Here is a 23,692-nt window from a genome sequence, read left to right as displayed (position 1 = left end):
CACTAAACTCCGCCCCACATCGCAAAGATTTGGGGCGATAACCCCATAACGAAACCCTTGAGGACGTGCCGAACATGAGCCAGACAACCCAGACGGCGGGCGTTGGAACCGCCGATACGGTGACCCTGATCGACAACCGGACGGGCAAGCAGGTGACCTTGCCCATCCAACACGGCACGACGGGGCCGGATGTCATCGACATCCGCAAGCTTTACGGGGCAACGGGCTGCTTCACCTTCGACCCGGGTTTCACGTCCACGGCTTCGTGCGAGTCGGCCATCACCTTCATCGATGGCGATGAAGGCATCCTGCTGCATCGTGGCTATCCGATCGAGCAGTTGGCCGAACAGTCCGACTTCATGGAGGTCTGCTACCTGCTGCTGCATGGCGAACTGCCCACCCCGAAGCAGAAGCAGGAGTTCGAGGCCACCATCACGCGCCACACCATGGTGCATGAGCAGCTGACCCAGTTCTACCGCGGCTTCCGCCGCGACGCGCATCCGATGGCCATCCTGTGCGGCGTTGTCGGCGCCCTGTCGGCCTTCTATCATGACAGCACCGACATCAACGATCCCAAGCAGCGCATGATCGCCTCGCATCGCCTGATCGCGAAGCTGCCGACCATCGCCGCGATGGCCTACAAGTACTCCGTCGGCCAGCCCTTCATGTATCCGCGCAACGACCTGGGCTATGCGGAGAATTTCCTCTACATGACCTTCGGCGTCCCGTGCGAGCCGTACAAGGTGAACCCGGTGATCGCCAAGGCGATGGACCGCATCTTCATCCTGCATGCCGATCACGAGCAGAATGCGTCGACCTCCACGGTCCGCCTGTCGGGTTCGTCGGGTGCCAACCCGTTCGCCTGCATCGCCGCCGGCATCGCCAGCCTGTGGGGCCCTGCCCATGGCGGCGCCAACGAAGCCGTGCTGAAGATGCTGGAGGAGATCGGCCACAAGGACCGCATCCCTGAGTTCGTGGCCCGCGCCAAGGACAAGAACGACAATTTCCGCCTGATGGGTTTCGGCCATCGCGTCTACAAGAATTACGACCCGCGCGCCAAGGTCATGAAGCAGACCTGCGACGCCGTGCTGGCCGATCTGGGCATCAAGGACGATCCGCTGCTGGACATCGCGGTGGAGCTGGAGCGTATCGCCCTGTCCGACCCGTACTTCATCGAGAAGAAGCTGTACCCGAATGTCGATTTCTATTCGGGCATCATCCTGAAGGCCATCGGCTTCCCGACCAGCATGTTCACCGTGCTGTTCGCCCTGGCCCGCACCGTCGGCTGGATCAGCCAGTGGAAGGAGATGATCGAGGACCCCGGCCAGAAGATCGGCCGTCCGCGCCAGCTCTATACCGGTGAGCAGCAGCGCGACTTCGTTCCGGCGCATCAGCGTGGCTGAGCGCAAGCATAGCCACAACGGCAAGGCGGGCGGCCCTTCAAGGGCCGCCCGTGGGGCTGCCCGTGGTGCCTTGGACATGTCCGGCACCACCCCCTTCCTATGGCGCCCCCCGCATGCGGCAAACGACAATCCGGCCCCCCTGGCCAAGCGCCTGGGCCGGGCGGTTCGCATGCTGTTGCTGTTCGGCATCCTGGGTGGCCTTGCCTGGTCGGCCATCGCATTCCGATAGCGGCCGCGCCGCCACCGACAGCCCCCCATGACAAAGGCCCCGCCACATCCTTCGTGACGGGGCCTTTGTCATGGGGGGCGTGTCATGGGGGCTTGGGCTTATAAAGCCGGGCCGGCAGGTCAGCCCTCCAGTTCCTCGCGCAGGGCCTCAAGCTCCAGCCAGCGCTCCTCGGCTGCCGACAGGTCTGCCTGGGCGCTGGTCAGATCCCCCGTCGCCTTGGCGAAACCCTTGGGGTCCTTGCCATAGAAGGCGGGGTCCCCCATCTTCGCGTTCAATTGCGCGATCTTCTTTTCCAGCGCTTCGATCCGGGTGGGCAGTTCCTCCAGTTCCCGGTTCTCCTTGAAGGACAGTTTCTTCCTGGCCTTCGGCGCGGCGGCCGGTGGGGGTGACGCGGGTGACGCGGCCGGCCGGGTGGCGGCGGGGCGCGCCGCCTCGTCCCGATCCTTGCGCTGGATCAGGTAATCGCTGTAACCGCCGGCATATTCGCTGACATCGCCATCCCCCTCCACGGCGATGGTGCTGGTCACCAGCCGGTCCAGGAAGTCGCGGTCGTGGCTGACCAGCAGCAGCGTGCCGTCATAGTCGGCCAGCACCTCCTCCAGCAGGTCGAGCGTGTCCATGTCGAGATCGTTGGTCGGCTCGTCCAGCACCATCAGGTTGCTGGGCTGGGCGAACAGCTTGGCCAGAAGCAGGCGGTTGCGCTCCCCGCCCGACAGCGCCCGCACGGGCTGTTCCATCATCGACGGGTCGAACAGGAAATCCTTCAGGTAACCGGCGATATGGCGCGGCTTGCCGCCGACCCAGATGCTGTCCCCACCTTCCGGCAGCAGCACCTGGCGCAGCGTGTCGTTGGGGTTCAACTGCGCGCGGCGCTGGTCGAAGACGATGGTCTGGAGATTGGTGCCCAGCCGGATGGCGCCGCCATCGGGGGCCAGTTCGCCCGTCAGCATCTTCAGGATGGTCGACTTGCCGGCCCCGTTGGGGCCGATCAGGCCCACCTTGTCACCCCGCAGGATGCGGGTGGAGAAATCGCGGCAGATGACCCGCTCGCCCCCCGGCCCCTGGAAGCTCTTGGAGATGTTCTCCGCCTCCACCACCAGCTTTCCGGACGTGTCCCCCTCTGCGACGGCGAAGTTCACCTGGCGCGACCGGATGCGGTCGGCCCGGTCCTGGCGCATGCCCTGCAGGCGCCGCACGCGGCCCATATTGCGGGTGCGCCGGCCGGAAATGCCGCCCTCCCACATCCATTTCAATTCCGCCTGGATCTTGCGGTCCAGCTTGTGATAGGTCGCCTCCTCCTCCTTGAACACCTCGTCGCGCCATGTCTCGAAGTCGGAGAAGGGGCGGTCGGTCGTGCGCAACACGCCGCGATCCAGCCACAGGATGCGCTTGGACAGGTTCTGCAGGAACGCCCGATCGTGGGAGATCAGCAGCAGCGCGCCGCGGAACTGCTGCAACTCCTTTTCCAGCCACAGGATGGTTGGGATGTCCAGATGGTTGGTCGGCTCGTCCAGCAGCAGCACATCGGGTTCATCCACCAGGGCGCGGGCCAGGGCGGCACGGCGCGATTCACCGCCGGACAGCGTGGCACAGGCCCGGTCGCCCGGCAGGTCCAGCGCCTCCAGGACCGCGTCCACGCGATATTGCAGGGGTTCGGCCTGGCCACCAGCCACGAACTCGGCCACGGTGGGAAAGCCGGTGAAATCCGGTTCCTGGGCCAGATGGGCGACACGGGCGCCGGGCTGCACGAACCGTTCGCCCCTGTCGATATCGATGATGCCGGCCAGGCATTTCATCAAGGTCGACTTGCCCGATCCGTTGCGGCCGACAAGGGCGATCTTCTCCCCCCGTGCCACCGACACGTCGATATTCTCGAACAGGGTGGTGGAGCCCAGATGGACGGAGGCGCCGGCGAGGGCGACAAGGGCGGGATTGTTCGGGGCCATGGCACAAGGGTCCGGTCTGTCGGGCAGGAGCCGGTCCATCCGGCGCCGCAACGCCCCGCCTTCTACCCTCTTTCGCGGTGCGCGCGCTCGATTTTTTCATAGGCGGCGTTCAGGGCCGACATCTTTTCCTGCGCCAGGTCGATGAATTCCTGCGGCAAGCCCTGGGCGATCAGCCGATCGGGATGGTTCTCCCGCACCAGCTTGCGATAGGCGGCCTTCACGGTGGCGAAATCGGCGTCCCTCGCCACGCCCAGCACGGCATGGGGATCGGCGTCGGGCTCGTCCGCGCCTTCCAGATGCGCGCCATGCTGGCGCCAGACCTGCTCGAACTCTGCCGCGGGAAAGCCGAAGATATCGGCCACGCGGCGCAGGAAGACCAGTTCGGCCTGATGCACGACCCCATCGGCCGCCGCGATATGGAACAGCCCGGCCAGCAATTCCTCCAGCACGGCCGGGCGGTCCTGAAACATCTGGGCCAATTGCCGCGCATAGGGTTCGAAACCGGCACTGTCGCGCTTGGCCGCATCGAACAGGCGGCCGACATTGCGCATCTCCCCTTCCGGGACTTGGAAGATGCGCTTGAAGGCGTCGATCTCCGCCCGCTGCACAACCCCGTCGGCCTTGGCCATCTTGGCCGACAGCACGATCACCCCGACGGTGAAGGCGATGGTCTGGGTCTGGTCGGGGCGGCCATTGGCGTCCACACCACGCGGCACCTGCTCGGCGGCGCGGTATTCATCGACGGCATGGCCCGCCAGCGCCCCGAGCAGCGCGCCCAGCGGCCCGCCCAGCGCGAATCCGGCAGCCCCACCGATGACCTTGCCCCAGATGCTCAAAACCGCCCCCCGTCGCTGGATGCCCGTCGCTGGATGCCCGTCGCTGGATGTAGGTGCTGCCTTGAACATAATGGCATGGCCCCCCGTTGCAATATTGTTGGAACGGACCCGCCACCGAAATCTTGATATCCGCATTCCGGGCATGGCAGCCCCACCCTTCACAGACAGGGCCAAGGGCGATATATTGCAGCGCACAAGAAAATCTCGCACATGCGATAGCGGGACACGGGAGAGAACGGCCGACGGATGGCGTTTGCGTGCCTGCCGACCTTCCCTTGAGGCTTTGATCAGAGATGACCGTTTTCCGTCCGCTGCTGCCCGCCGAAGCCGAGCGCTATGCCGCCCATCTGCTGCGCCTGTCCAAGACAGACCGCCGTGCCCGCTTCATGGGTGGGGTTTGCGACGATGTCGTGCGCAGCCATGTCGGCCGGATCGACTGGGGCCGGTCCCTCGTACTGGTCGCCCTGTGCGGCGGGCAGGTCCGCGGGGCCGTGGAGCTTGGCGTCGATGACGGCCGGGCCGAGCTGGCGATCTCCATCGAGGATGGCTGGCAGAACCGGGGGCTGGGCAGAATGATGGTCCGCCGGGCCATGACCATGGCCCGCAACCGCGGCATCCGCGCCATCGAGCTTCACTGTCTGGGCGACAATCACCGCATGCTGCGCATCGCCGGCCGCCTGTCGGCCCAGGTCCGGTTCGACGGCGGCGACGTGCGATGCGTTTTCATGCTGGCCCCGGCCGATGTCTTCTCCCTGACGGCGGAGGCCATGGACCAGGGGGGCAGCGCCCTCACCATGATGCTGGAGCCGGCCGCCCTGCCCCGCGCGGCCTGAACCACCGGCCGGCAGCGGTCATCACCGGCCCGGGACAGGCATCAGCCCCGCCCCCCGTCATCATCCGCATCATCCGCATCAGCGTCCGGGGCCGCTTCCTGTTCCGCACGCTTCATGTAATCCAGCGCGCCCTGCAGGATGTAGGCGGCGGCCATCTTGTCCACCACCTCGTCCCGGCGCTTCCGGGTCATGTCCCATTCGATCATCATGCGATCGACGGCGCTGGTGGACAGCCTTTCATCCCAGAAGGCGATTTCCGGTTCCACATTGCCGAAGAATTGCGGGCGCATCAGGATCTGGCGCGCGAATTCGCGCACGCTGTCGCAACGCGGCCCCTCCGTCCCGTCCATGTTCACCGGCAGGCCGATGATCAGGCCGCGCACGTCGCGATCCTTCATGGCACGCGCCAGTTCCTGGGCGTCCTGGGTGAATTTCGTGCGCCGGATCGTGCCGATGGGCGAGGCGACGGTGAAACCGGGATCGCATACGGCCATGCCGATGGTCTTCTCCCCGATATCCAGTCCGATCAGGCGGGCGTTGCGCGGCATGACCGCTTTTATTTCCACAAGGTTGCGGATCGACATGATGGGATGCTAGCTTCCAAACGCTTTCGCGCCCACGTCTTCCGAACGCGGACGGCCGGGGCGACAGCCCGCAGCAATGATGAGATTTAGCACCATGTCGCAGGACAAGGCCACCCTGGACGCCAAGACCGTGGCGAAGATCGCCCACCTTGCCCGCATCAAGGTTCCGGCGGAGGAGCAGGAACATCTGGCGGGCGAGCTGAACAAGCTGCTCGATTGGGTGGAGCAATTGGGCGAGGTCGATACCGACGGGGTCGAGCCGATGACCTCGGTCGCAGCCCAGACGCTGCGCCGCCGGCCCGATATCGTGACCGATGGCGGCTATCCGGAAAAGATCGTGGCCAACGCCACCGACGCCGCCGAACATTTCTTCTCCGTGCCCAAGGTCGTCGAATAATGACCAACCTGACCCATCTTTCCATGTCCGAGGCCCTGGCCGGCCTGAAGAGCAAGGATTTCACGGCGCTGGAACTGACCAACGCCTACATCGCCGCCGTGGAGGCCGCGCGTCCGCTGAACGCCTTCATCACGGAAACGCCGGACATCGCGCTGGAACAGGCCAAGGCGTCGGACGCGCGCTATGCCAAGGGGGAAGCACGGCCGCTGGACGGCATGCCCATGGGCATCAAGGACCTGTTCTGCACGAAGGGCGTGCTGACCACGGCCGCCAGCCATATCCTGGACGGGTTCAAGCCGACCTATGAAAGCACGATCACGGAAAATCTGTTCCGTGACGGCACCGTGATGCTGGGCAAACTGAACCTGGACGAATTCGCCATGGGTTCGGCCAACATCACCAGCTATTACGGCCCCGTGCTGAACCCCTGGACCGCCAAGGACCCGGCTGGTGCGGAGCGTAAGCTGGTGCCCGGCGGCTCGTCGGGCGGGTCCGCCGCATCGGTCTCCGGCCGCTTCGCCATCGCCGCGACGGGCACAGACACGGGCGGGTCGATCCGTCAGCCGGCCAGCTTCACCGGTATCGTGGGCTGCAAGCCCACCTATGGTCGCTGCTCCCGCTGGGGCACCATCGCCTTCGCCAGTTCGCTGGACCAGGCGGGCCCCATGACCCGCACCGTGCGCGATGCGGCCCTGATGCTGCAGAGCATGGCTGGCTTCGACCCCAAGGACAGCACGTCCGTCGACATGAAGATGCCGGACCTGCTGGCCTCGCTGACGGGGGACATTCGCGGCCTGCGCGTGGGCATTCCCCGGGAATACCGCGTCGATGGCATGCCGGCGGAGATCGAGCGTGTCTGGCAGCAGGGCATCGACTGGTTGAAGGAAGCCGGCGCCACGCCGGTGGAGGTCAGCCTGCCCCACACCAAGTACGCGCTGGCCACCTATTACGTCGTCGCCCCCGCCGAATGCTCCTCCAACCTCGCCCGCTATGATGGCGTCCGCTTCGGCCTGCGGGTCGAGGGCAAGGACCTGGCGGAGATGTACGAGAATACCCGTGGCGAGGGCTTCGGCAAGGAAGTGCGCCGCCGCATCCTGATCGGCACCTATGTGCTGTCGGCCGGCTATTACGACGCCTATTATCTGAAGGCCCAGAAGGTCCGCGCCCGTATCGCGGAGGATTTCGCCAAGGCGTTCGAACAGTGCGACATCCTGCTGACCCCCACGGCCCCCAGCACCGCTTTCGCCATCGGGGAGAAACAGGACGACCCGATCGCCATGTACCTGAACGACGTGTTCACGGTGCCGGCCAGCCTGGCCGGCCTGCCGGGTATTTCCGTGCCGGCGGGTCTGGCGTCGGACGGGCTGCCGCTGGGTCTCCAGCTTATCGGCCGGCCGTTTGACGAAGAGACGCTGCTGCGCGTGGCCGAGGTGATGGAAAAGGCCGCCGGCCCGCAACCGCTGCCCTTCTTCTGCCGCTGATCGCCCTGCCCCCCGCCGGCCCTTATCCGGCCGGAGGGGGCCGTTTGAGGGCGCCCAGTCCGATGCCCGCCTTCATCCGGTGGTGAAGGCGGGCATCCTGCTTTTCGGCATGCCCCTGGTTTGAGCGTTTCGCCGGTCACGAAATGCCGACGACCTCGCCCAGCGCCACCACGCGCCGCGCCGTCTCCACATGCAACGCTTCCACCAGCTTGCCATCGACCAGGGTTATACCCTTGCCTTCCGCCACCGCGCTTGCATGGGCATCGATGATGCGGCGGGCGCGGGCAACCTCTTCCGAGGTGGGCGCGAAGGCGGTGTTCGCGGCGTCCAACTGCTTTGGATGGATCAGGGTCTTGCCGTCGAAGCCCAGTTCCCGACCCTGGCGGCAGGATGCGGCCAGACCGTCCGCATCGTCCAGATCGACATGCACCCCGTCCAGTGCCGTCAGGCCATAGGCGCGGGCCGCCAGCAGGCACAGGCCCAGGCTGGTCACCATGGGCAGCCTGTCGCGCGTGGGCAGCGCGTTCAGGTCCTTGGTCAGGTCCGACGTGCCCATGACCAGGCATTCCAGGCGCGCGGATGCCCCGGCGATCTCACCTGCGGCCAGCATGGCGCGGGGCGTTTCCATCATCACCCACAGGCGCAGGCTGTCCGGCGCACCGGCAGCACGCAGCACGCGGTCGGCCAGACGCACACCTTCGGCGCTGTCCACCTTGGGGATCAGCACGGCATCAGCTCCTGAAAGGGCGGCGGCGGCCAGGTCGGCATGACCCCATTCGGTGTCGAGCCCATTGGTGCGGATGACCAGTTCACGGCTGCCATAGCCGCCTTCATGCACGGATGCCAGCACCTGGGCGCGGGCCTGTTCCTTGGCGTCAGGCGCCACCGCATCCTCCAGGTCCAGGATCAGGACGTCGGCGGCCAGCGTCCGGGCCTTGTCCAGGGCGCGGGCATTGGCGCCGGGCATGTAGAGCGCGGAACGGCGGGGACGAAGGGTCATGGCATTGTTTCCCGTTGACTGAAGCCGGGCGGAGGGTAACCGACACCCAGCCGCCCGGCAACGCCCGCCGGATGCGGGCATTACCCCGTCTGACCGGTCACGTACCGGTACGTACAGACAACAGGAAGCGATCCACCTGCGCCTTCAGCGCATCGGCATGGCCCGTCAGTTCGGCCGAGGCCGTCAGCAATTGCCGCGACTCCTCACCGGTGCGGGCCGTACCGTCGCGCACATCGACAACGGCCTGGCTGACCGTCTCCACCCCGCGCGACGCCTGCTGTGCGCTGCGGGCGATCTCATTGGTTGCCGCATTCTGCTGTTCCACGGCCGCAGCAATGGCACCGGCGATATGGTTCACCTGTTCCACCGTCGTGCCGATCTCCTTGATGGCCCGCACGGCATCGCCGGTGGCCGACTGGATTTCGGCGATGCGCTGGGCGATGTCGTCGGTGGCGCGTGCCGTCTGGCCGGCCAGGTTCTTCACCTCCGACGCCACGACGGCAAAACCCTTGCCCGCCTCTCCGGCACGCGCCGCCTCGATCGTGGCATTCAGGGCCAGCAGGTTGGTCTGGGAGGCGATATCCGAGATCAGGCCCAGCACATCGCCGATCCGCTCGGCCCTTTCCGAAAGCCCGTCCACGATGCCGTTGGTCATGGCGGCCTGGTCGGCGGCGCGGCGGGTGCTGGCAGCGCTTTCCTCGATCTGGCGGGCGATTTCGCGGATGGAGGTGGCAAGCTGCCCCGCCGCGGCGGCCACGGCCTGCACATTGTCCGTGGCCTGGGTGGCGGAATGCTCCACCGTGTCCACCCGTTCTTCCGCATTGCCCGCCGTGCTGCGAAGCCGCTCCGCCGATTGCCGGATATGGGTGGAGGATTGGCCCACCGCCGTCACGACGGCCTGGACATCATCCTCGAACCGCCGGGCCAGGGCCTGCATTTCGGCCTGCCGGGCGACCTTTGACCTTTCCTCTGCGGCCGCCTGTTCTTCCCGCAGACGGCCGGCCTCGATGGCATTGCGCTTGAAGACCTGCACGGCACGGGTAATGTCGCCAACCTCGTTGCCCGACACGGCATCGGGGATCTCGGTGCCAAGGTCACCGTTGGCCAGCCGCAACATGCCCTCGGTCAGGCGGCGCAGCGGCAGAATGGCCCGCACGGTCCAGGTGGCAATGCCGATGCCCACCACCAGACAGACGGCACAGACGGCCAGCATCAGCAGCGAGAAACCCCGCGCCTGTGCCCGCGTCTCGTCGCCGATGATGCCGTTGTCCTGCTCCTCCTTGTCGATGAAGCGGTTGATGCGGGCCAGCCATTCGGCCAGATCCAGCCGGACCGTGCCCAGCAGCAGCTCCCGCGCCTGCGGGGTCTGGCCGGCGCGGTGCAGTTCGATGACGCGCTCGATGCCCGGCAGGGTCCGGGCCTCGATCTGCTTGATGGCGGCCAGGATCTGCCGTTCCTCCGGCAGGATGTCGGTGCGGCCGGCAAACATGGCGTCCATGCCGCGGGCCGCCTGGGCATAGGCCGCCTCCAGCCGCTTTATGTCGGCGACGATGGTGTCGATGGTGGCCGCATCCTCCACCAGCACGACATCGCGCAGGGCAATGGCGCGGTCATGCACGCTGCCACGGAAATTGATGGCGTGGCGCAGCTTCACACCGTTCACCTCGTTGATGCGCGTCAGGCTGTCATCGATCAGGCTGACCTTCTGCACGCCAATGCCGGTCAGGACCACCAGCAAGGTCAGCAGGACCCCGAACCCGATCAGCACGCGGGTCTTGATCTTGGCGTCACGCAGGCTGCGCATGGAACATCTCTTTCAAAAGAATTAGCCCTAAGGGACAGGAGTGCAGCAAAGACCCGACGCGCCCTTGGACGGCAGTGACGCACCGCACAGTGTCATCAACACGCTTTTGCCATTGAAGCCCCCTTGCTCCCCGGCGTAGCAAGAAAGCGAAACGGGCCAACGGTGTTGACGATGCGAACCATCCTGACCATCCAGTCCCATGTCGCCTTCGGCCATGTGGGCAACCGCGCCGCTGTCTTTCCCCTGGAAAGGCTGGGTTTCGATGCGATTGCCGTCAACACGGTGCAGTTTTCCAACCATACGGGATACGGTGCCTGGACAGGCATGGTCCTGCCGCCCGACCATATCGCCGATGTGCTGAAGGGCGTGGAGGCGCGCGGGGCCATGGATGGCCTGCATGCCGTGCTGAGCGGCTATATGGGGGACGCAACACTGGGCGACGTTGTCCTGTCGGCCGTGGGGCGGGCCAAGTCGGGCAATCCCGGTGCTCTCTACTGCTGCGATCCTGTGATGGGCGATGTTGGACGCGGCTTCTTCGTGCGGCCCGGCATTCCGGAATTCTTCCGCGAACGGGCCGTGCCGATGGCCGACATCATCACACCCAACCAGTTCGAGCTGGAGTATCTGACGGGCCATGCCGTCACCGATCTGGCCAGCGCGCTGCGGGCGACCCGCGCCGCCCGTGCGCTGGGTCCACGCTGGGTCATGGTCACCAGCCTGACACGCACCGACGCGCCCGACAACAGCATCGAGATGCTGCTGGACGGTCCGGACGGGGCCTGGCTGGTGGCCACGCCCCGGCTGGAGCTTTCACCCCTGCCCAACGGGGCCGGCGATTGTGTGGCCGCCCTGTTCCTGGCCCGCTTCCTGGCCACGGACGGGGACGGTGCGACCGCTTTGTCGCATGCGGCATCGGCGATCTATGCCGTGTTCCAGGCCACCCGCGACAGCGGGCAGCGCGAATTGCAGATCGTCGCCGCGCAGGACCAGCTTGTGACACCGGGAACGCTTTATGGCGCCTGTCGGGTCGGCTGACATCCGTGAAGGTTTCGGCCTTGCCCGGTCCGTGCCGGCAGGTCTATTGAAACAAGTGCCTTTGCAGGAGTGTATGACCCATGCCCCGCCATCCCCTCGCGATGACCACTGCCCTGCTGCTGCTGGCCGGCTTGGCCCCCATCTCCCCGGCGGCGGCACAGGCGCCCCTGCGGGAGCCGCAGGGCGAATTCGGCTGCGAGGTGCAGCGGGACAATCCCTGCCATGGCCGGGTTGATTTCACCCAGGGCAAGAGCTTTGAATTCAAGATCCCCGGCCCCGGCGATGTGACGTTCCAGAACCTTGGCAACAAGCGTTGCACGCTGGAATATTCCATCACCGAAAGCACCCTGGCCGCCACGGGCCGCCAGCTTTCGCTGGGCGCGGGGCAGAGCGAGGTGCTGACCGTGCGCGACGCGGGCGGCATGGTCATCCGGTTCTTCAACCGCGGCGTCGGCTCCACCATCTGCGACCTGACCGTCGGGCTGAAATGACCGCCGCACCCGAACCAGGGTCCGTGGCTTTCTGACAGAACAGGCCGGCATGTCGGCCGCGCGGTCAAGAAAAAGCGCCGGCCCCACGGAGAGGCCGGCGCCAGATTGCCGTTCGTGATTTGATCTGCGGGTCAGTCCGCCGGGCCGATATGGCCGTCGCGGATCATCGCCTCGGCGATCTGCACGGCGTTGAGAGCCGCACCCTTGCGCAGATTGTCCGCCACGACCCACAGGTTCAGGCCATTTTCGATCGTCGCATCCTCCCGGATGCGGCTGACATAGACATTGTCCTCGCCCGCCACCTCGACCGGGGTGACATACCCCTCGTCCGCACGGTGATCGACGACGGAGATGCCGGGCGCCGCCCGCAGGGCCCTGCGGGCCTCGTCAGCCGTGACGGGGCGCTCGAACTCGATATTGAGCGCTTCGGAATGGCCGATGAACACGGGCACACGCACGGCGGTGGCGGTGACCTTGATGGAAGGGTCGAGGATCTTCTTGGTCTCCACCACCATCTTCCATTCCTCCTTCGTCATGCCGTCATCCATGAACACATCGATGTGCGGGATGACGTTGAAGGCGATCTGCTTGGTGAACTTCTTCTTTTCCACCGGGTCGTTCACATAGATGGCGCGGGTCTGCGTGAACAACTCGTCCATCGCCTCCTTGCCGCCGCCGGACACCGACTGATAGGTGGAAACGACCACGCGGCGGATCTTGGCCAGATCATGCAGCGGCTTCAGCGCCATGACCATCTGGATGGTGGAACAGTTGGGATTGGCGATGATGCCCTTCTTGCGCCAGCCGGCCAGATGGTGCGGATTGACCTCCGGCACGACCAGCGGCACATCGGGGTCCATACGGAAATGGCTGGTATTGTCGATCACGCAGGCACCGGCTTCCGCGGCGCGTGGCGCGAACTGAGCCGATATCTTGGCACCAGGCGAAGACAGCACGAAATCCGTGCCGGAGAAATCGAAACGGGCCAGGTCCTGCACCTTCAGCACCTGGTCCTCGCCGAACGAAACCTGCTGGCCGGCAGACCGTTCCGACGCAAGCGCCACGACCTCCGACACCGGGAATTTTCGGTCGGCCAGCGTCTGCAGCATCTCCCGGCCGACATTGCCCGTGGCGCCAACGACAGCGACCTTGTAACCCATTTTACCGGTCCTCGATTCGATGTGAGAAGGAAGGGGGCGGCGCAACTTCGTTGCGGCTTGACAAGCCCCGGTGAACAACCTGACTTATTCGTTGGGCATCAAGATGGCAAGAAAATGTCCCCAGCGCCCACGTGGCAGGAGGAATGCACCCATGGCACAGCGAGAATACCAGACCTTCGAAGCATTCTGGCCCTTCTATCTGCGTGAACATTCCAAACCCGTGACCCGTGCCTTTCATTACGTCGGCAGCGCGATCGCACTGGGTTTCCTTGTGCTGTTCGGCGCCACCATGCAACCGCTCTATCTGCTGGGCATGCCCTTGTCGGGTTATTTCTTTGCCTGGCTGTCGCATGCCCTGGTGGAACACAACAAGCCGGCCACCTTCACCTACCCGCTCTGGTCGCTGATCGCGGACTATCGCATGTTCTTCCTGTTCGTGGCCGGGCGGCTGGAACCGGAATTGCGCCGGGCCGGCGTCCGCGTCTAAAACGCCTTCGCAATCGACCTTCAGCCGCCGTCATCTTGGGGAACAGGCCCGTGCCGCAACCGATCGTGGAGATCATCGCCAAATCCATCAAGGATGCGGACAAGACCTTCTTCAACGAAGATTATATCAAGCAGGCCAAATCCGTGGTGGAAGGCCTGCGCCGGGCGGGGCTGGAGGTCGTGCCGGTGAAACCGCCGGACGAACTGGTCACCTACGCCTCGGAGAATATCCCGATGGGCCGCTTGCGGCCGACGGACTTCATCCGCACCATGTATTCAGTCATGGTTGCCAATGCCAGGAAGTTCGTGAGCTGACGGGGCCGCCGCCGTCGGGGAAACCTGTGGATAGGTCTCTTTCGATCCCATACTTTGGTGTGCAACCCATAAGACCTCTGGCATAGTGGTAGAGGGGTGGCGTGACCGCCACCAGACCGGGTACGTGCGCGGGGGCTAAAGACAGCTTGTGACAGCGGAGAAGGCACCAGCATCTGCGGACCCGGTATGGCGACGCCCCTCCCCGGAGGAGCTGCTGGAGGCATTGCGCAAGCATGTGAAGCTGATGGAAGGCCGGATCGGCGGCCAGCGAGCCATCTTCGTGCTTTGCGACCTGCGCGGCGTCAACCTTTCCAACATGGACCTGCGCAGCGCCGAACTGACCGGATCGCGCTTCGATCAGGCACAGATGGTAAAGACAAGGCTGACCGGCGCCAACCTGTTCGCTGCCGACATGCGCATGGCCAACCTGCAGCAGGCCGACCTGTCGAAGGCCGACATGCGCGGCATCACACTGCGCGGGGCCGACCTGACGAAGGCCAAGCTGCGTGACACCGACGTGCGGGAGGCCGTGCTGGCCGTCTATCGTGGCGGCAAGCCCCTGCCCCAGGCCTTCGATGGCCGCATCCCCAACCTGGCTGCCGTGCTGGCCCATGCCGCCGATTTCACCGGATCGAAGATGAATGGCGCCATCACGCTGAAGGCCGATTTCAGCGATGCCAACATGCGGCAGGTCGACCTGCGCGGCGCCGACCTGCGCGGTGCCAATTTCAGGGGTGCCACCCTGGACGGTGCCAACCTGCAGGGCGCGCAATTGCAGGAGGCGGACTTCGCCGGTGCAGTCCTGACCGATGCCATCCTGCGCGACGCCCTGGCCGAGGGGGCGAATTTCCGCGGTGCCATCCTGGACCCCCGCGCCATGTCCGACCTGCGCGTCACAGGCGCGCTGCTGCCCGGCACCACCGACGGGGCGGAAACGGTGGAGGTACTGCTGGCCGCCCATGCGGAATGGGTGTTGAGTGCCGGCCGCAACGGCAAGCGCGGGGATTTCAGTGGCCGCGACCTGATGGGCCAGGATTTCAGGGGCCACAATCTGACCGCGGCCCGCTTCCCCTTCACGCTGGCGCGCCGGTCCCTTTGGACCAATGCATGTCTGGTCATGGCCGATCTGGAATGTTCCGATCTGCGGGACAGCCACGCGGACGGCGCCGACCTGCGCGGGGCCAACCTGGAACGCGCCCATCTGGGCGGCGCCTTCTTGCAAGGAGCCAACCTGACCCCGCTGGTCAGCGCTGACATGCCCGACAGACGCTGGGCGACCCGGCTATCCGGGGCCCGCCTCCAGGGGGCCGACCTGCGCAACGCCGATCTGCGCGGGGTCGTGGCAAAGGGAGCCGATTTCACCGGTGCCGACCTGCGCGGCGCGAAATTGGACGGTGCCGAACTGGAAGGCGCCAATTTCAGCCAAGCCCGGCACGATTGATGCCGTTTCCCGGTGATCGCATCCGATCACCGTGCCTCAAATCCCCGGTACCCACGACATCCATGCGCGCACGATGCGCCGCAACAGTGTGTGGCCACGCCCGTCACGGCGCCAATCCCCGGTTGGCGCAAGGCCGCCTTGCGCCATCATCTCGCACTTGACCTGTCGCATCGCCGGGATTATGCAATTGTTATGTTATAACGTAATTGGATTTCAGCGATGCGACAGGTCAGGTTCGCCCGGGGGATGGCTTTGGCCGCCGTGATGGGCGGCATGTTCACGGCCCTACCGGTCATGGCCCAGGAACAGATGGCGGATGCGTCCAGTACGCATGATCGCGTGGATGAGATCATCGTCACTGCCTCCCCTATGGGTACACGTCAATTCGATATCCTGCAGGGCGCCTCGTCCCTGTCCGGCGAAGCCCTGGACCGCGCATTGTCCACCACCCTGGGCGAAGCGCTGGACCGTCTGCCGGGCGTGTCGCAGACGGCCTTTGGCCCGGGCGCATCACGCCCCGTGATCCGGGGCCAGGGCGGTGATCGTATCCGTATCCTATCCGGTGGCATCGGCAGCATCGATGCCAGCAGCACCAGCCCCGACCATGCCCCGGCGCTCGATCTGGCCACGGCCAGGCGGGTGGAGGTGCTGCGCGGGCCGGCCACCCTGCTTTATGGCAACAATGCCATGGGGGGCGTCGTCAATGTCCTGGACGGACGCATTCCCATCGCCGAGCCCAAGGACGGTGCGGATGGCTTCGTCCGGCTGGGCCTGGGCAGCAATGCCGACGAGCGCTCGCTGGCGGCAGCGGTCGATGCCAAGCTGAGCGGCCCGTTCGTCCTGCATCTGGATGGATTCTGGCGCCGGACGAATGATTACAAGGTGCCGGGCTTCCTGGAATCCCGCGCCCTGCGCGCCGCCGAGGACCATGACCATGACCATGACCATGATCATGATCACGAGCATGAGAACGAGGAGCCGGCCCGCGGCCGGGTCGCCAACAGCGACCTGACCCAGAAGGGGGCGACGGCCGGCCTGTCCCATATCGCCGATTGGGGCTTCATGGGCGTCAGTGTCAGCCGCTTCAAGAGCAAGTACGGCATCGCCGCCGGCCACACCCACGCCGACGGCCACGATCATGATCATGATCATGATCATGACCACGACGATGATCACGACCATGACCATAGTGAGGAAGGCCCCGTGCGCATCGGCCTGGCCCAGACCCGCGTGGACCTGATGGGGGAGATCAACCAGCCCTTCGCCCTGTTTCAGACGACGCGCATCCGCTTCGGCTGGGCGGATTACGAACACAAGGAGTTTGAGGGCGACGAGGTCGGAACCCGCTTCCTGAACACGGGCTGGGAAGGCCGCCTGGAATTCGTGCAGAAGGCGTTCGGCAACCTGTCCGGGGCCATGGGTGTGCAGGCTTCCAAGCGCGATTTCGAGGCCATTGGCGAGGAAGCCTTCGTGCCGCCCAGCGATACGGTGCAGATGGGTGTCTTCACCCTGCAACGGCTGGACCTGGCCCCCTTCGCCCTGGAGGGTGGCTTCCGCCTGGAGCAGCAGGAGGTGAAGGCCGACAGCATCGGGTTCGACCGCGACTTCACGACCTTCTCCGTCTCCGCCGGCGCTTCGCGGCAATTGGGCAATGGCTGGATGACGGGCATCAGCCTGTCACGGACCGAACGCGCCCCGAACGCAGAGGAATTGCTGTCTGACGGACCGCATCTGGCCACCAGCACCTATGAGCTGGGCGACCCAACACTGGGCAAGGAGACGGCACTGGGGGTGGAAGCCACGATCCGGAAGTCCGGCGGCCCGGTCACGGGCTCGATCAACCTGTTCCTGACAGACTATGGCGATTTCATCTATGAGCGCTTCACCGGCGCGGAGGATGACGGCCTGCCGGTGGCGCAGTTCACCGCCACCGACGCCCGTTTCTGGGGCGTGGAACTGGAAGCCGCCGCCACGCTGCTGCGCAACGACAGCCTGGCGGTGATCTGGGATGCGGGCCTGGATTATGTCCGCGCCACGGACCGTTCCAACGATACGCCCCTGCCCCACATCCCCGCCCTGTCGCTGCGCACGGGCCTGGGGGTGGAACTGTCGAGCATCGCCGCCCATGTCGAGATGGTCTGGACGGACAGGCAGAAGCGAACAGCCGGCTTTGAGTTGCCGACCGACAGTTCGACGGTCTTCAACGCCTCGGTCGACTGGCACCCCTTCCCCAGCCAGGATATTACCCTGCTGCTGGAGGGCCGCAACCTGACGAACGAGGAGGTGCGGTACAGCACCTCCTTCCTGAAGGACATGCTGCCGCAGCCCGGCCGCGATATCCGCGTTTCCATGCGCGCGGGCTTCTGACCGGAAGGATCGCCCCTGTTCCCGGCGGGGACGGCATCCGTTCCCCCTGGAACGGACATTGGTGCCGGCCGGCGGTCTATGCTAGGACGCTGGCCGGCACCAATCCGCCCCGCGCGGGGCGATATGCAAGGGAATGTGGGAGATGACGAAGCTTGTCCTGATCCGCCATGGCCAGAGCGTCTGGAACCAGCTAGACCTGTTCACGGGCTGGACCGACGTCGACCTGTCGCCGCAGGGGGTGGAGGAAGCCAAGGAAGCCGGCGTGAAGCTGCAGGCCGCCGGCTTCGATTTCGACATCTGCCACACATCCCTGCTGAAGCGCGCCATCAAGACCAGCAATCTGGCGCTGGAGGCGATGGACCGCATCTGGGTGCCGCAATACAAGAACTGGCGCCTGAACGAGCGGCATTATGGCGGCCTGCAGGGCCTGAACAAGACGGAGACGGCGGCCAAGCACGGGGCCGACCAGGTCAAGATCTGGCGCCGCTCCTACGACATCGCCCCCCCGGTCCTGGCAGAGGATGACGAGCGGCTGCCCGACGCCGATCCGCGCTATGCCGACCTCTCCAAGGATCAGTTGCCGCGCACCGAAAGCCTGAAGGATTGCGTGGCCCGCGTCGTCCCCTACTGGACCGAGGTCATCGCCCCGCAGGTGAAGGCCGGCAAGCGCGTGCTGGTCGCCGCCCATGGCAACAGCCTGCGCGGCCTGGTCAAGTATCTGTCGGGCATGGGCGACGAGGAGATCGTGCAGTTCGAGATCCCGACGGGCAAGCCCATCATCTATGAACTGGATGCCGACCTGAAGGCGCGCGACCGGTACTTCCTGGATTGATGCCCGGGACGGGGCGGCGTCCTGCCCGCCCCGTCAACCCTTTCTGGCATAGGCGTAATCATAGAGCCCCTGGAACCCCAGGCGGCGATAAAGGGCCAGGGCCGGTGCATTGCCGGTGCCCACCTGAAGATAGGCGCCCGTCGCGCCGTCGGCCGCGGCCCGGACCATCATGTCCGACATCAGCCGGCGGCCATATCCCCGGCCCCGCTGGTCGGGCCGGCCGGCAACCTTGAAGAAGCCCGCCCAGCCGCGGTCGATCACGGCCATGCAGGCGGCCACGGGCACCCCGTCCTGCATCAGCAGGGCGAAACGGGCATCGGCCGTTATGGCCGACAGGATGGACGTCAGGGCCGGCATCTCCTGATCCGGAACGGGCACCATCGTGCGGTAAGCATCCAGCCAGGCCGGATGAAAACCGCTCAAAACATGCACATCCCTGTCGAATGCGTGTTCAAACCCGTCCCCCGCCAGTTCCCGCCACAGCACATGGCTCTCGCTGGCCACGGTATAACCACGCAGCAGCAGGCGGCCCAGCAACCCGGGCGGCGACAGGGGCGTCAGGCGGAACATGGGCGGCAGGGACTGGCGGCGATAGGCCTGTTCCACGGCCAGGATGCCGTCGTCATCCATCGCTGCCATCGGCACCAGGGCATTGGCCGAATTGGCCCTTCCCGTATGGCCATCGGCGAAATAGACCGCCCAGCCGCGGTGGACCATCCGGCGCGGTGCCGGCCAGGCGGTCATCGCCAGGTCTTCCAGCAGGGCGATGTCATCGATGCGGTCGGGTGAAAGCATGGAACCCGGAGCCTCCCTCGCCAAGAAATGGGCCGGTCATATGCTGCCATGCTGAAAAACAAGGGCGCCATGCCAAGGTCGGGGGGCCGACACGACCATTGCCGCACCGCCGAAGCGTTGACGCAGGCGGGGGTTAGGCGTAAGTCACTCGGGCGATTTCTTTGTCTCAAAAGTCGCCGGCGGATACCCCGCCGGGCGTCGCGCCCCTGGCGGGGGAGCGGTGCGGGATCCCACCCCGGCACACACCAAGGACGAAAGAGAGATGACCGACACGCCTGCGGCCCGACGGCAACGGCCCTTGTCCCCCCACCTGCAGGTCTACCGGCTACCCTTGCCGGCCCTGACCTCCATCGCCCACCGCATCACCGGCGTGGGGCTGACCGTTGGCACGCTGCTGCTGGTCTGGTGGCTGGTCGCCGCCGCCGCCGGCCCGGATGCCTACGCGACGGCCAGCGGCTTCATCGCCTCGCCCATCGGCCTGTTGCTGATGTTCGGCTGGACGGCGGCGCTCTGGTACCACCTGCTGAACGGCCTGCGCCACCTGATCTGGGACGGCGGCCGGATGCTGTCCCTGGAACAGTCCTATTCCAGCGCCAAGCTGGTCATCGGCGGTGCCGTCGTGGCGACCGTGGTGACCTGGGTCGTGGCTTTCGCGGTCTGACGGGGGACAAGATGGCCAACGATACCAACAGCTTCCGCTCGCCCATCGGCCGCGCTCGCGGCCTGGGCCCCGCCAAGTCGGGCGTTCACCACTGGCTGGCCTACCGCATCGGCGCGGCCGGGCTTGCCGTGCTGACCATCCTTTTCGTCATCCAGGTCCTCTGCCTTGTCGGCGCGCCCTATGAACAGGTGATCGCCACCTTCAAGCAGCCCTATCCGGTCATCCTGACCGTGCTGTTCCTGGGCTTCACCTTCCACCATGCCGCCTATGGCATGCAGGAAGTGTACGAGGATTACATCCAAGGCAAGCTGGCCAAGCTGACCGCCATCGCGCTGACCAAGGGTCTGGCGCTGGTGCTGTTCCTGGCCTCGTCCTTCGCCGTCCTGAAGATCGCTTTCGGAGCCTGACATCATGGCGACCGCTTACAAGATCATCGATCACGAATATGACGTGGTTGTCGTCGGCGCCGGCGGCGCCGGTTTGCGCGCTACCTTCGGCATGGCCGAAAAGGGGCTGAAGACCGCCTGCATCACCAAGGTGTTCCCCACCCGCAGCCATACCGTGGCGGCACAGGGCGGCATCTCGGCCGCCCTTGGCAATATGGGCAATGACGACTGGCGCTACCATATGTACGACACCGTCAAGGGGTCGGACTGGCTGGGCGACCAGGACGCCATCGAATATATGGTGCGCGAGGCCATCCCCGCCATCATCGAGCTGGAACATCAGGGCGTGCCCTTCAGCCGCACGGCCGAGGGCAAGATCTACCAGCGCGCCTTCGGCGGCATGACCACCGAATATGGCAAGGGCCAGGCATACCGCACCTGCGCGGCCGCCGACCGTACCGGCCATGCCATGCTGCATACGCTCTATCAGCAGAGCCTGCGCCACCATGCCGAATTCTTCATCGAATATTTCGCCCTCGACCTGCTGATGGACGAGGAAGGCGTGTGCCGGGGCGTGCTGGCCTGGAACCTGGACGATGGCACCATCCATCGCTTCCGCGGCCACCAGACGGTGCTGGCCACCGGCGGCTATGGCCGCGCCTATTTCTCCGCCACCTCGGCCCATACCTGCACGGGCGACGGCGGCGGCATGGTGCTGCGCGCCGGCCTGCCCTTGCAGGACATGGAGTTCGTGCAGTTCCACCCGACCGGCATCTATGGGTCCGGCTGCCTGATCACCGAAGGTGCGCGCGGTGAAGGCGGTTACCTGACCAACAGCGCCGGCGAGCGCTTCATGGAGCGTTACGCCCCGTCCGCCAAGGACCTGGCCAGCCGCGATGTGGTCAGCCGGTCCATGACGATCGAGATCCGCGAGGGTCGCGGCGTCGGCGAACACAAGGACCATATCCATCTGCATCTGGAGCATCTCGCGCCGGAAGTCATCCATGCCCGCCTGCCCGGCATCGCCGAGTCGGCCCGCGTCTTCGCCGGCGTGGATGTGACCAAGGAGCCGATCCCGGTCCTGCCGACCGTCCATTACAACATGGGCGGCATCCCGACGAACTATCGCGGCGAGGTGATCCGCCCGACGGCCGAGAACCCCGATCAGGTGGTGCCCGGCCTGATGGCCATCGGCGAGGCCGCCTGCGTGTCGGTGCATGGCGCCAACCGCCTGGGTTCCAACTCGCTGCTCGACCTTGTGGTGTTCGGCCGTTCGGCCGCCATCCGCGCGGCCGAAATCGTCACCAAGGGCGCCCCGCACAAGACCATTTCCAACGACAGCACCGACAAGGCGCTGGCCCGTCTGGACAAGGCCCGCTTCGCCAAGGGCGGCACGCGCGTTGCCCATCTGCGTCTGGAGATGCAGCGGATCATGCAGAACAACTGCGCCGTTTTCCGCACCGGCGAGGTGCTGAACGAGGGCGTGGAGATGATGCGCCAGGTCTGGGCCAAGCGTCCGGATGTGCAGGTGACCGACACCTCCATGATCTGGAACAGCGATCTGGTGGAGGCGCTGGAGCTGGACAACCTGATGTATCAGGCCGTCGCCACCATCAATTCCGGCGCCAACCGCCAGGAATCCCGTGGCGCCCATGCCCGCGAGGATTTCAGCGAGCGTGACGACGAGAACTGGATGAAGCACACCACCGTCTGGGTGGACGAGACGGGCAAGCCGACCATCGACTATCGCCCGGTCCATCTCTACACCCTGACGAACGAGGTGGAAGTGTTCCCGCCGAAGAAGCGCGTCTACTAAGCGTCACGATCTGAGAGGGCTTCATCCATGGCTGAATTCTCCCTGCCCGCCAACTCGAAGGTCGTGCCCGGCAAGACCGTCAAGTCGGCTTCTGCGGATGCCAAGCGCACCCGCACCTTCCGTATTTATCGTTACGATCCCGACAGCGGCGAGAACCCGCGGGAAGACAAGTACGAAATCGACCTGGACAAGTGCGGTCCCATGGTTCTGGACGCGCTGATCCACATCAAGAACGATGTCGACAGCACCCTGACCTTCCGCCGTTCCTGTCGCGAGGGCATCTGCGGTTCCTGCGCCATGAATATCGACGGGCGCAACACGCTGGCCTGCCTGAAGCCGATCGGCGAGGTGAAGGGCGACGTCAAGATCTACCCGCTGCCACACCAGCCGGTGGTGAAGGACCTTGTCCCCGACCTGAACCAGAACTATGCGCAGCTGGCCTCCATCAAGCCCTGGCTGCAGACGCAGAGCACAGCCCCCTCGCGCGAACGGCTGCAAAGCCCGGAAGAGCGGGAGAAGCTGGATGGTCTCTACGAATGCATCCTGTGTTTCTGCTGCACCACGTCGTGCCCCAGCTACTGGTGGAACGGCGACCGCTATCTGGGTCCGGCGGTTCTGCTGCAGGCCTATCGCTTCATCGCCGACAGCCGCGATGAAATGACGGGTGAGCGTCTGGACGCGCTGGAGGATCCGTTCCGCCTCTATCGCTGCCATACGATCATGAACTGCACCCAGACCTGCCCGAAGGGTCTGAACCCGGCCAAGGCCATCGCCGAGATCAAGAAGCTGATGGCCGCCCGCGCCGCCTGACCGGCACGCAACGGGTATCGACAGGCAAAGCCGCCGGGGATACCCCCGGCGGCTTTTTCTTTGTCATGTTCCAGCCGCCTTCCCTGACAAAATACCGTTTTGAAGGCGGTGATCAGCCCGGAACAGCCTGGGTCAGGATGCCGTCGGCCAGGGTGCAGCGCAGGGCACGCCGCTGCGGACCCTCGAAACTGTCCTTGCGGCTCACGATGGTGAAGGGCTGGTACACGGTCTGGAGGGTGCCGCTCGTCGACAATTCCGGCAGATCGAAGGAAATACGGTATCGGTCGCCATAGCTGCGGTGTACCTCCCGCCGGCAGACATCCGTTGCCGTGCGCGGCGTGCTGTAGGCCCCCCGTTCCGCATCGCCCTCATTGACCTTGATGGAACAAGCCCCCAACAAGCCCATAGCCGCAATGGCCAGCATGGCAAGACCGGAACCCCGGATGGTACGCGACATCTGAACCCCCATCATATTCGTGACGGGGCGATCATGCCGACGGGCAGCAGCACGGCGCAACCAGCGTTACCCGGCCGTTACCGATTGAATTTCTTGTGAAATGAACAGGGCGCCCGCGTCGCTGAAC

The 23,692-nt window shown here is 65.5% G+C and carries 24 protein-coding genes; 16 read left to right on the top strand and 8 right to left on the bottom strand.

The window, feature by feature from the left end:
• The first annotated feature begins 74 nt into the window (after window positions 1–74).
• Together gltA and ACM9LZ_RS14045 are read left to right on the top strand one after the other, a co-directional pair.
• The gene (gltA, locus tag ACM9LZ_RS14050; RefSeq protein WP_416620110.1) at window positions 75–1,403 is read left to right on the top strand and encodes a citrate synthase; all 1,329 of its coding nucleotides are present in this window, start codon (window positions 75–77) and stop codon (window positions 1,401–1,403) included.
• A gap of 76 nt (window positions 1,404–1,479) precedes the next feature.
• Window positions 1,480–1,632 carry a hypothetical protein gene (locus ACM9LZ_RS14045; protein ID WP_416620109.1) on the top strand — a complete coding sequence of 51 codons (153 nt, stop codon included), beginning with the start codon at window positions 1,480–1,482 and terminating at the stop codon, window positions 1,630–1,632.
• Between the two features lie 119 nt (window positions 1,633–1,751).
• Here ACM9LZ_RS14045 and ACM9LZ_RS14040 read toward each other — a convergent pair whose 3' ends face one another.
• Window positions 1,752–3,578, bottom strand: a complete 1,827-nt coding sequence (locus tag ACM9LZ_RS14040) for an ABC-F family ATP-binding cassette domain-containing protein (protein WP_416620108.1) — start codon at window positions 3,576–3,578, stop codon at window positions 1,752–1,754.
• A gap of 62 nt (window positions 3,579–3,640) precedes the next feature.
• Window positions 3,641–4,414 carry a TerB family tellurite resistance protein gene (locus tag ACM9LZ_RS14035; RefSeq protein WP_416620107.1) on the bottom strand — a complete coding sequence of 258 codons (774 nt, stop codon included), beginning with the start codon at window positions 4,412–4,414 and terminating at the stop codon, window positions 3,641–3,643.
• Between the two features lie 293 nt (window positions 4,415–4,707).
• On the opposite strand from ACM9LZ_RS14035, the gene ACM9LZ_RS14030 reads away from it, so the two are divergent.
• The gene (locus ACM9LZ_RS14030) at window positions 4,708–5,247 is read left to right on the top strand and encodes a GNAT family N-acetyltransferase (protein ID WP_416620106.1); all 540 of its coding nucleotides are present in this window, start codon (window positions 4,708–4,710) and stop codon (window positions 5,245–5,247) included.
• Window positions 5,248–5,288: 41 nt separating this feature from the next.
• Here the strand turns inward: ACM9LZ_RS14030 and ruvX are convergent, their stop codons facing one another.
• A complete protein-coding gene (gene ruvX, locus ACM9LZ_RS14025) occupies window positions 5,289–5,795 on the bottom strand; it encodes a Holliday junction resolvase RuvX (RefSeq protein ID WP_416620105.1) in 507 nt (168 codons plus the stop codon).
• A gap of 130 nt (window positions 5,796–5,925) precedes the next feature.
• On the opposite strand from ruvX, the gene gatC reads away from it, so the two are divergent.
• Entirely contained in the window at window positions 5,926–6,228 is a 303-nt protein-coding gene (gene gatC, locus ACM9LZ_RS14020; protein ID WP_416620104.1) for an Asp-tRNA(Asn)/Glu-tRNA(Gln) amidotransferase subunit GatC, read from the top strand.
• Window positions 6,228–7,709 carry an Asp-tRNA(Asn)/Glu-tRNA(Gln) amidotransferase subunit GatA gene (gene gatA, locus ACM9LZ_RS14015; protein WP_416620103.1) on the top strand — a complete coding sequence of 494 codons (1,482 nt, stop codon included), beginning with the start codon at window positions 6,228–6,230 and terminating at the stop codon, window positions 7,707–7,709. Before gatC ends, gatA begins: the two co-directional genes overlap by 1 nt.
• Before the next feature lie 136 nt (window positions 7,710–7,845).
• Here the strand turns inward: gatA and ACM9LZ_RS14010 are convergent, their stop codons facing one another.
• Window positions 7,846–8,709, bottom strand: coding sequence for an HpcH/HpaI aldolase/citrate lyase family protein (locus ACM9LZ_RS14010; protein ID WP_416620102.1), 864 nt, complete (start codon window positions 8,707–8,709; stop codon window positions 7,846–7,848).
• A gap of 97 nt (window positions 8,710–8,806) precedes the next feature.
• Complete coding sequence (locus ACM9LZ_RS14005; protein ID WP_416620101.1) at window positions 8,807–10,513, bottom strand: methyl-accepting chemotaxis protein; 1,707 nt, start codon at window positions 10,511–10,513, stop codon at window positions 8,807–8,809.
• Between the two features lie 171 nt (window positions 10,514–10,684).
• On the opposite strand from ACM9LZ_RS14005, the gene pdxY reads away from it, so the two are divergent.
• Window positions 10,685–11,548 carry a pyridoxal kinase PdxY gene (gene pdxY / locus ACM9LZ_RS14000; RefSeq protein ID WP_416620100.1) on the top strand — a complete coding sequence of 288 codons (864 nt, stop codon included), beginning with the start codon at window positions 10,685–10,687 and terminating at the stop codon, window positions 11,546–11,548.
• 80 nt (window positions 11,549–11,628) lie between these two features.
• On the top strand, window positions 11,629–12,039 hold the full coding sequence (locus ACM9LZ_RS13995) for a hypothetical protein (RefSeq protein ID WP_416620099.1): 411 nt from the start codon (window positions 11,629–11,631) through the stop codon (window positions 12,037–12,039).
• Between the two features lie 131 nt (window positions 12,040–12,170).
• Here ACM9LZ_RS13995 and ACM9LZ_RS13990 read toward each other — a convergent pair whose 3' ends face one another.
• A complete protein-coding gene (locus ACM9LZ_RS13990; protein WP_416620098.1) occupies window positions 12,171–13,199 on the bottom strand; it encodes an aspartate-semialdehyde dehydrogenase in 1,029 nt (342 codons plus the stop codon).
• 151 nt (window positions 13,200–13,350) lie between these two features.
• Between ACM9LZ_RS13990 and ACM9LZ_RS13985 the strand changes: the two genes are divergently transcribed.
• From ACM9LZ_RS13985 to gpmA, 5 genes are all read left to right on the top strand, one after another.
• Entirely contained in the window at window positions 13,351–13,686 is a 336-nt protein-coding gene (locus ACM9LZ_RS13985) for an Mpo1-like protein (protein ID WP_416620097.1), read from the top strand.
• Window positions 13,687–13,736: 50 nt separating this feature from the next.
• The gene (locus ACM9LZ_RS13980; protein ID WP_416620096.1) at window positions 13,737–14,000 is read left to right on the top strand and encodes a hypothetical protein; all 264 of its coding nucleotides are present in this window, start codon (window positions 13,737–13,739) and stop codon (window positions 13,998–14,000) included.
• A gap of 223 nt (window positions 14,001–14,223) precedes the next feature.
• Entirely contained in the window at window positions 14,224–15,441 is a 1,218-nt protein-coding gene (locus tag ACM9LZ_RS13975; protein ID WP_416620095.1) for a pentapeptide repeat-containing protein, read from the top strand.
• Between the two features lie 219 nt (window positions 15,442–15,660).
• The gene (locus ACM9LZ_RS13970) at window positions 15,661–17,808 is read left to right on the top strand and encodes a TonB-dependent receptor (RefSeq protein ID WP_416620094.1); all 2,148 of its coding nucleotides are present in this window, start codon (window positions 15,661–15,663) and stop codon (window positions 17,806–17,808) included.
• 142 nt (window positions 17,809–17,950) lie between these two features.
• Window positions 17,951–18,640, top strand: a complete 690-nt coding sequence (gene gpmA / locus ACM9LZ_RS13965; RefSeq protein ID WP_416620093.1) for a 2,3-diphosphoglycerate-dependent phosphoglycerate mutase — start codon at window positions 17,951–17,953, stop codon at window positions 18,638–18,640.
• Between the two features lie 33 nt (window positions 18,641–18,673).
• Here gpmA and ACM9LZ_RS13960 read toward each other — a convergent pair whose 3' ends face one another.
• Window positions 18,674–19,435 (bottom strand): GNAT family N-acetyltransferase, encoded by a 762-nt coding sequence (locus ACM9LZ_RS13960; RefSeq protein WP_416620092.1) that lies wholly within the window; start codon window positions 19,433–19,435, stop codon window positions 18,674–18,676.
• A gap of 262 nt (window positions 19,436–19,697) precedes the next feature.
• Here ACM9LZ_RS13960 and sdhC point away from each other — a divergent pair, with 262 nt between their 5' ends.
• Genes sdhC through ACM9LZ_RS13940 form a run of 4 tightly spaced genes read left to right on the top strand, consistent with a single transcriptional unit; the run spans window position 19,698 to window position 23,108 of the window.
• On the top strand, window positions 19,698–20,096 hold the full coding sequence (gene sdhC, locus ACM9LZ_RS13955) for a succinate dehydrogenase, cytochrome b556 subunit (protein WP_416620091.1): 399 nt from the start codon (window positions 19,698–19,700) through the stop codon (window positions 20,094–20,096).
• Window positions 20,097–20,107: 11 nt separating this feature from the next.
• Window positions 20,108–20,503 carry a succinate dehydrogenase, hydrophobic membrane anchor protein gene (sdhD, locus tag ACM9LZ_RS13950; RefSeq protein ID WP_416620090.1) on the top strand — a complete coding sequence of 132 codons (396 nt, stop codon included), beginning with the start codon at window positions 20,108–20,110 and terminating at the stop codon, window positions 20,501–20,503.
• A 4-nt stretch (window positions 20,504–20,507) separates the two neighbouring features.
• Window positions 20,508–22,298 (top strand): succinate dehydrogenase flavoprotein subunit, encoded by a 1,791-nt coding sequence (gene sdhA / locus ACM9LZ_RS13945; RefSeq protein ID WP_416620089.1) that lies wholly within the window; start codon window positions 20,508–20,510, stop codon window positions 22,296–22,298.
• 27 nt (window positions 22,299–22,325) lie between these two features.
• The gene (locus ACM9LZ_RS13940; protein ID WP_416620088.1) at window positions 22,326–23,108 is read left to right on the top strand and encodes a succinate dehydrogenase iron-sulfur subunit; all 783 of its coding nucleotides are present in this window, start codon (window positions 22,326–22,328) and stop codon (window positions 23,106–23,108) included.
• A gap of 112 nt (window positions 23,109–23,220) precedes the next feature.
• Here ACM9LZ_RS13940 and ACM9LZ_RS13935 read toward each other — a convergent pair whose 3' ends face one another.
• Entirely contained in the window at window positions 23,221–23,565 is a 345-nt protein-coding gene (locus ACM9LZ_RS13935; RefSeq protein ID WP_416620087.1) for a hypothetical protein, read from the bottom strand.
• Window positions 23,566–23,692 lie beyond the last annotated feature (127 nt).

The organism is Niveispirillum fermenti (assembly GCF_048066175.1).
GTDB lineage: Bacteria > Pseudomonadota > Alphaproteobacteria > Azospirillales > Azospirillaceae > Niveispirillum > Niveispirillum fermenti.
This window is presented reverse-complemented; position numbering and strand designations above follow the sequence as displayed.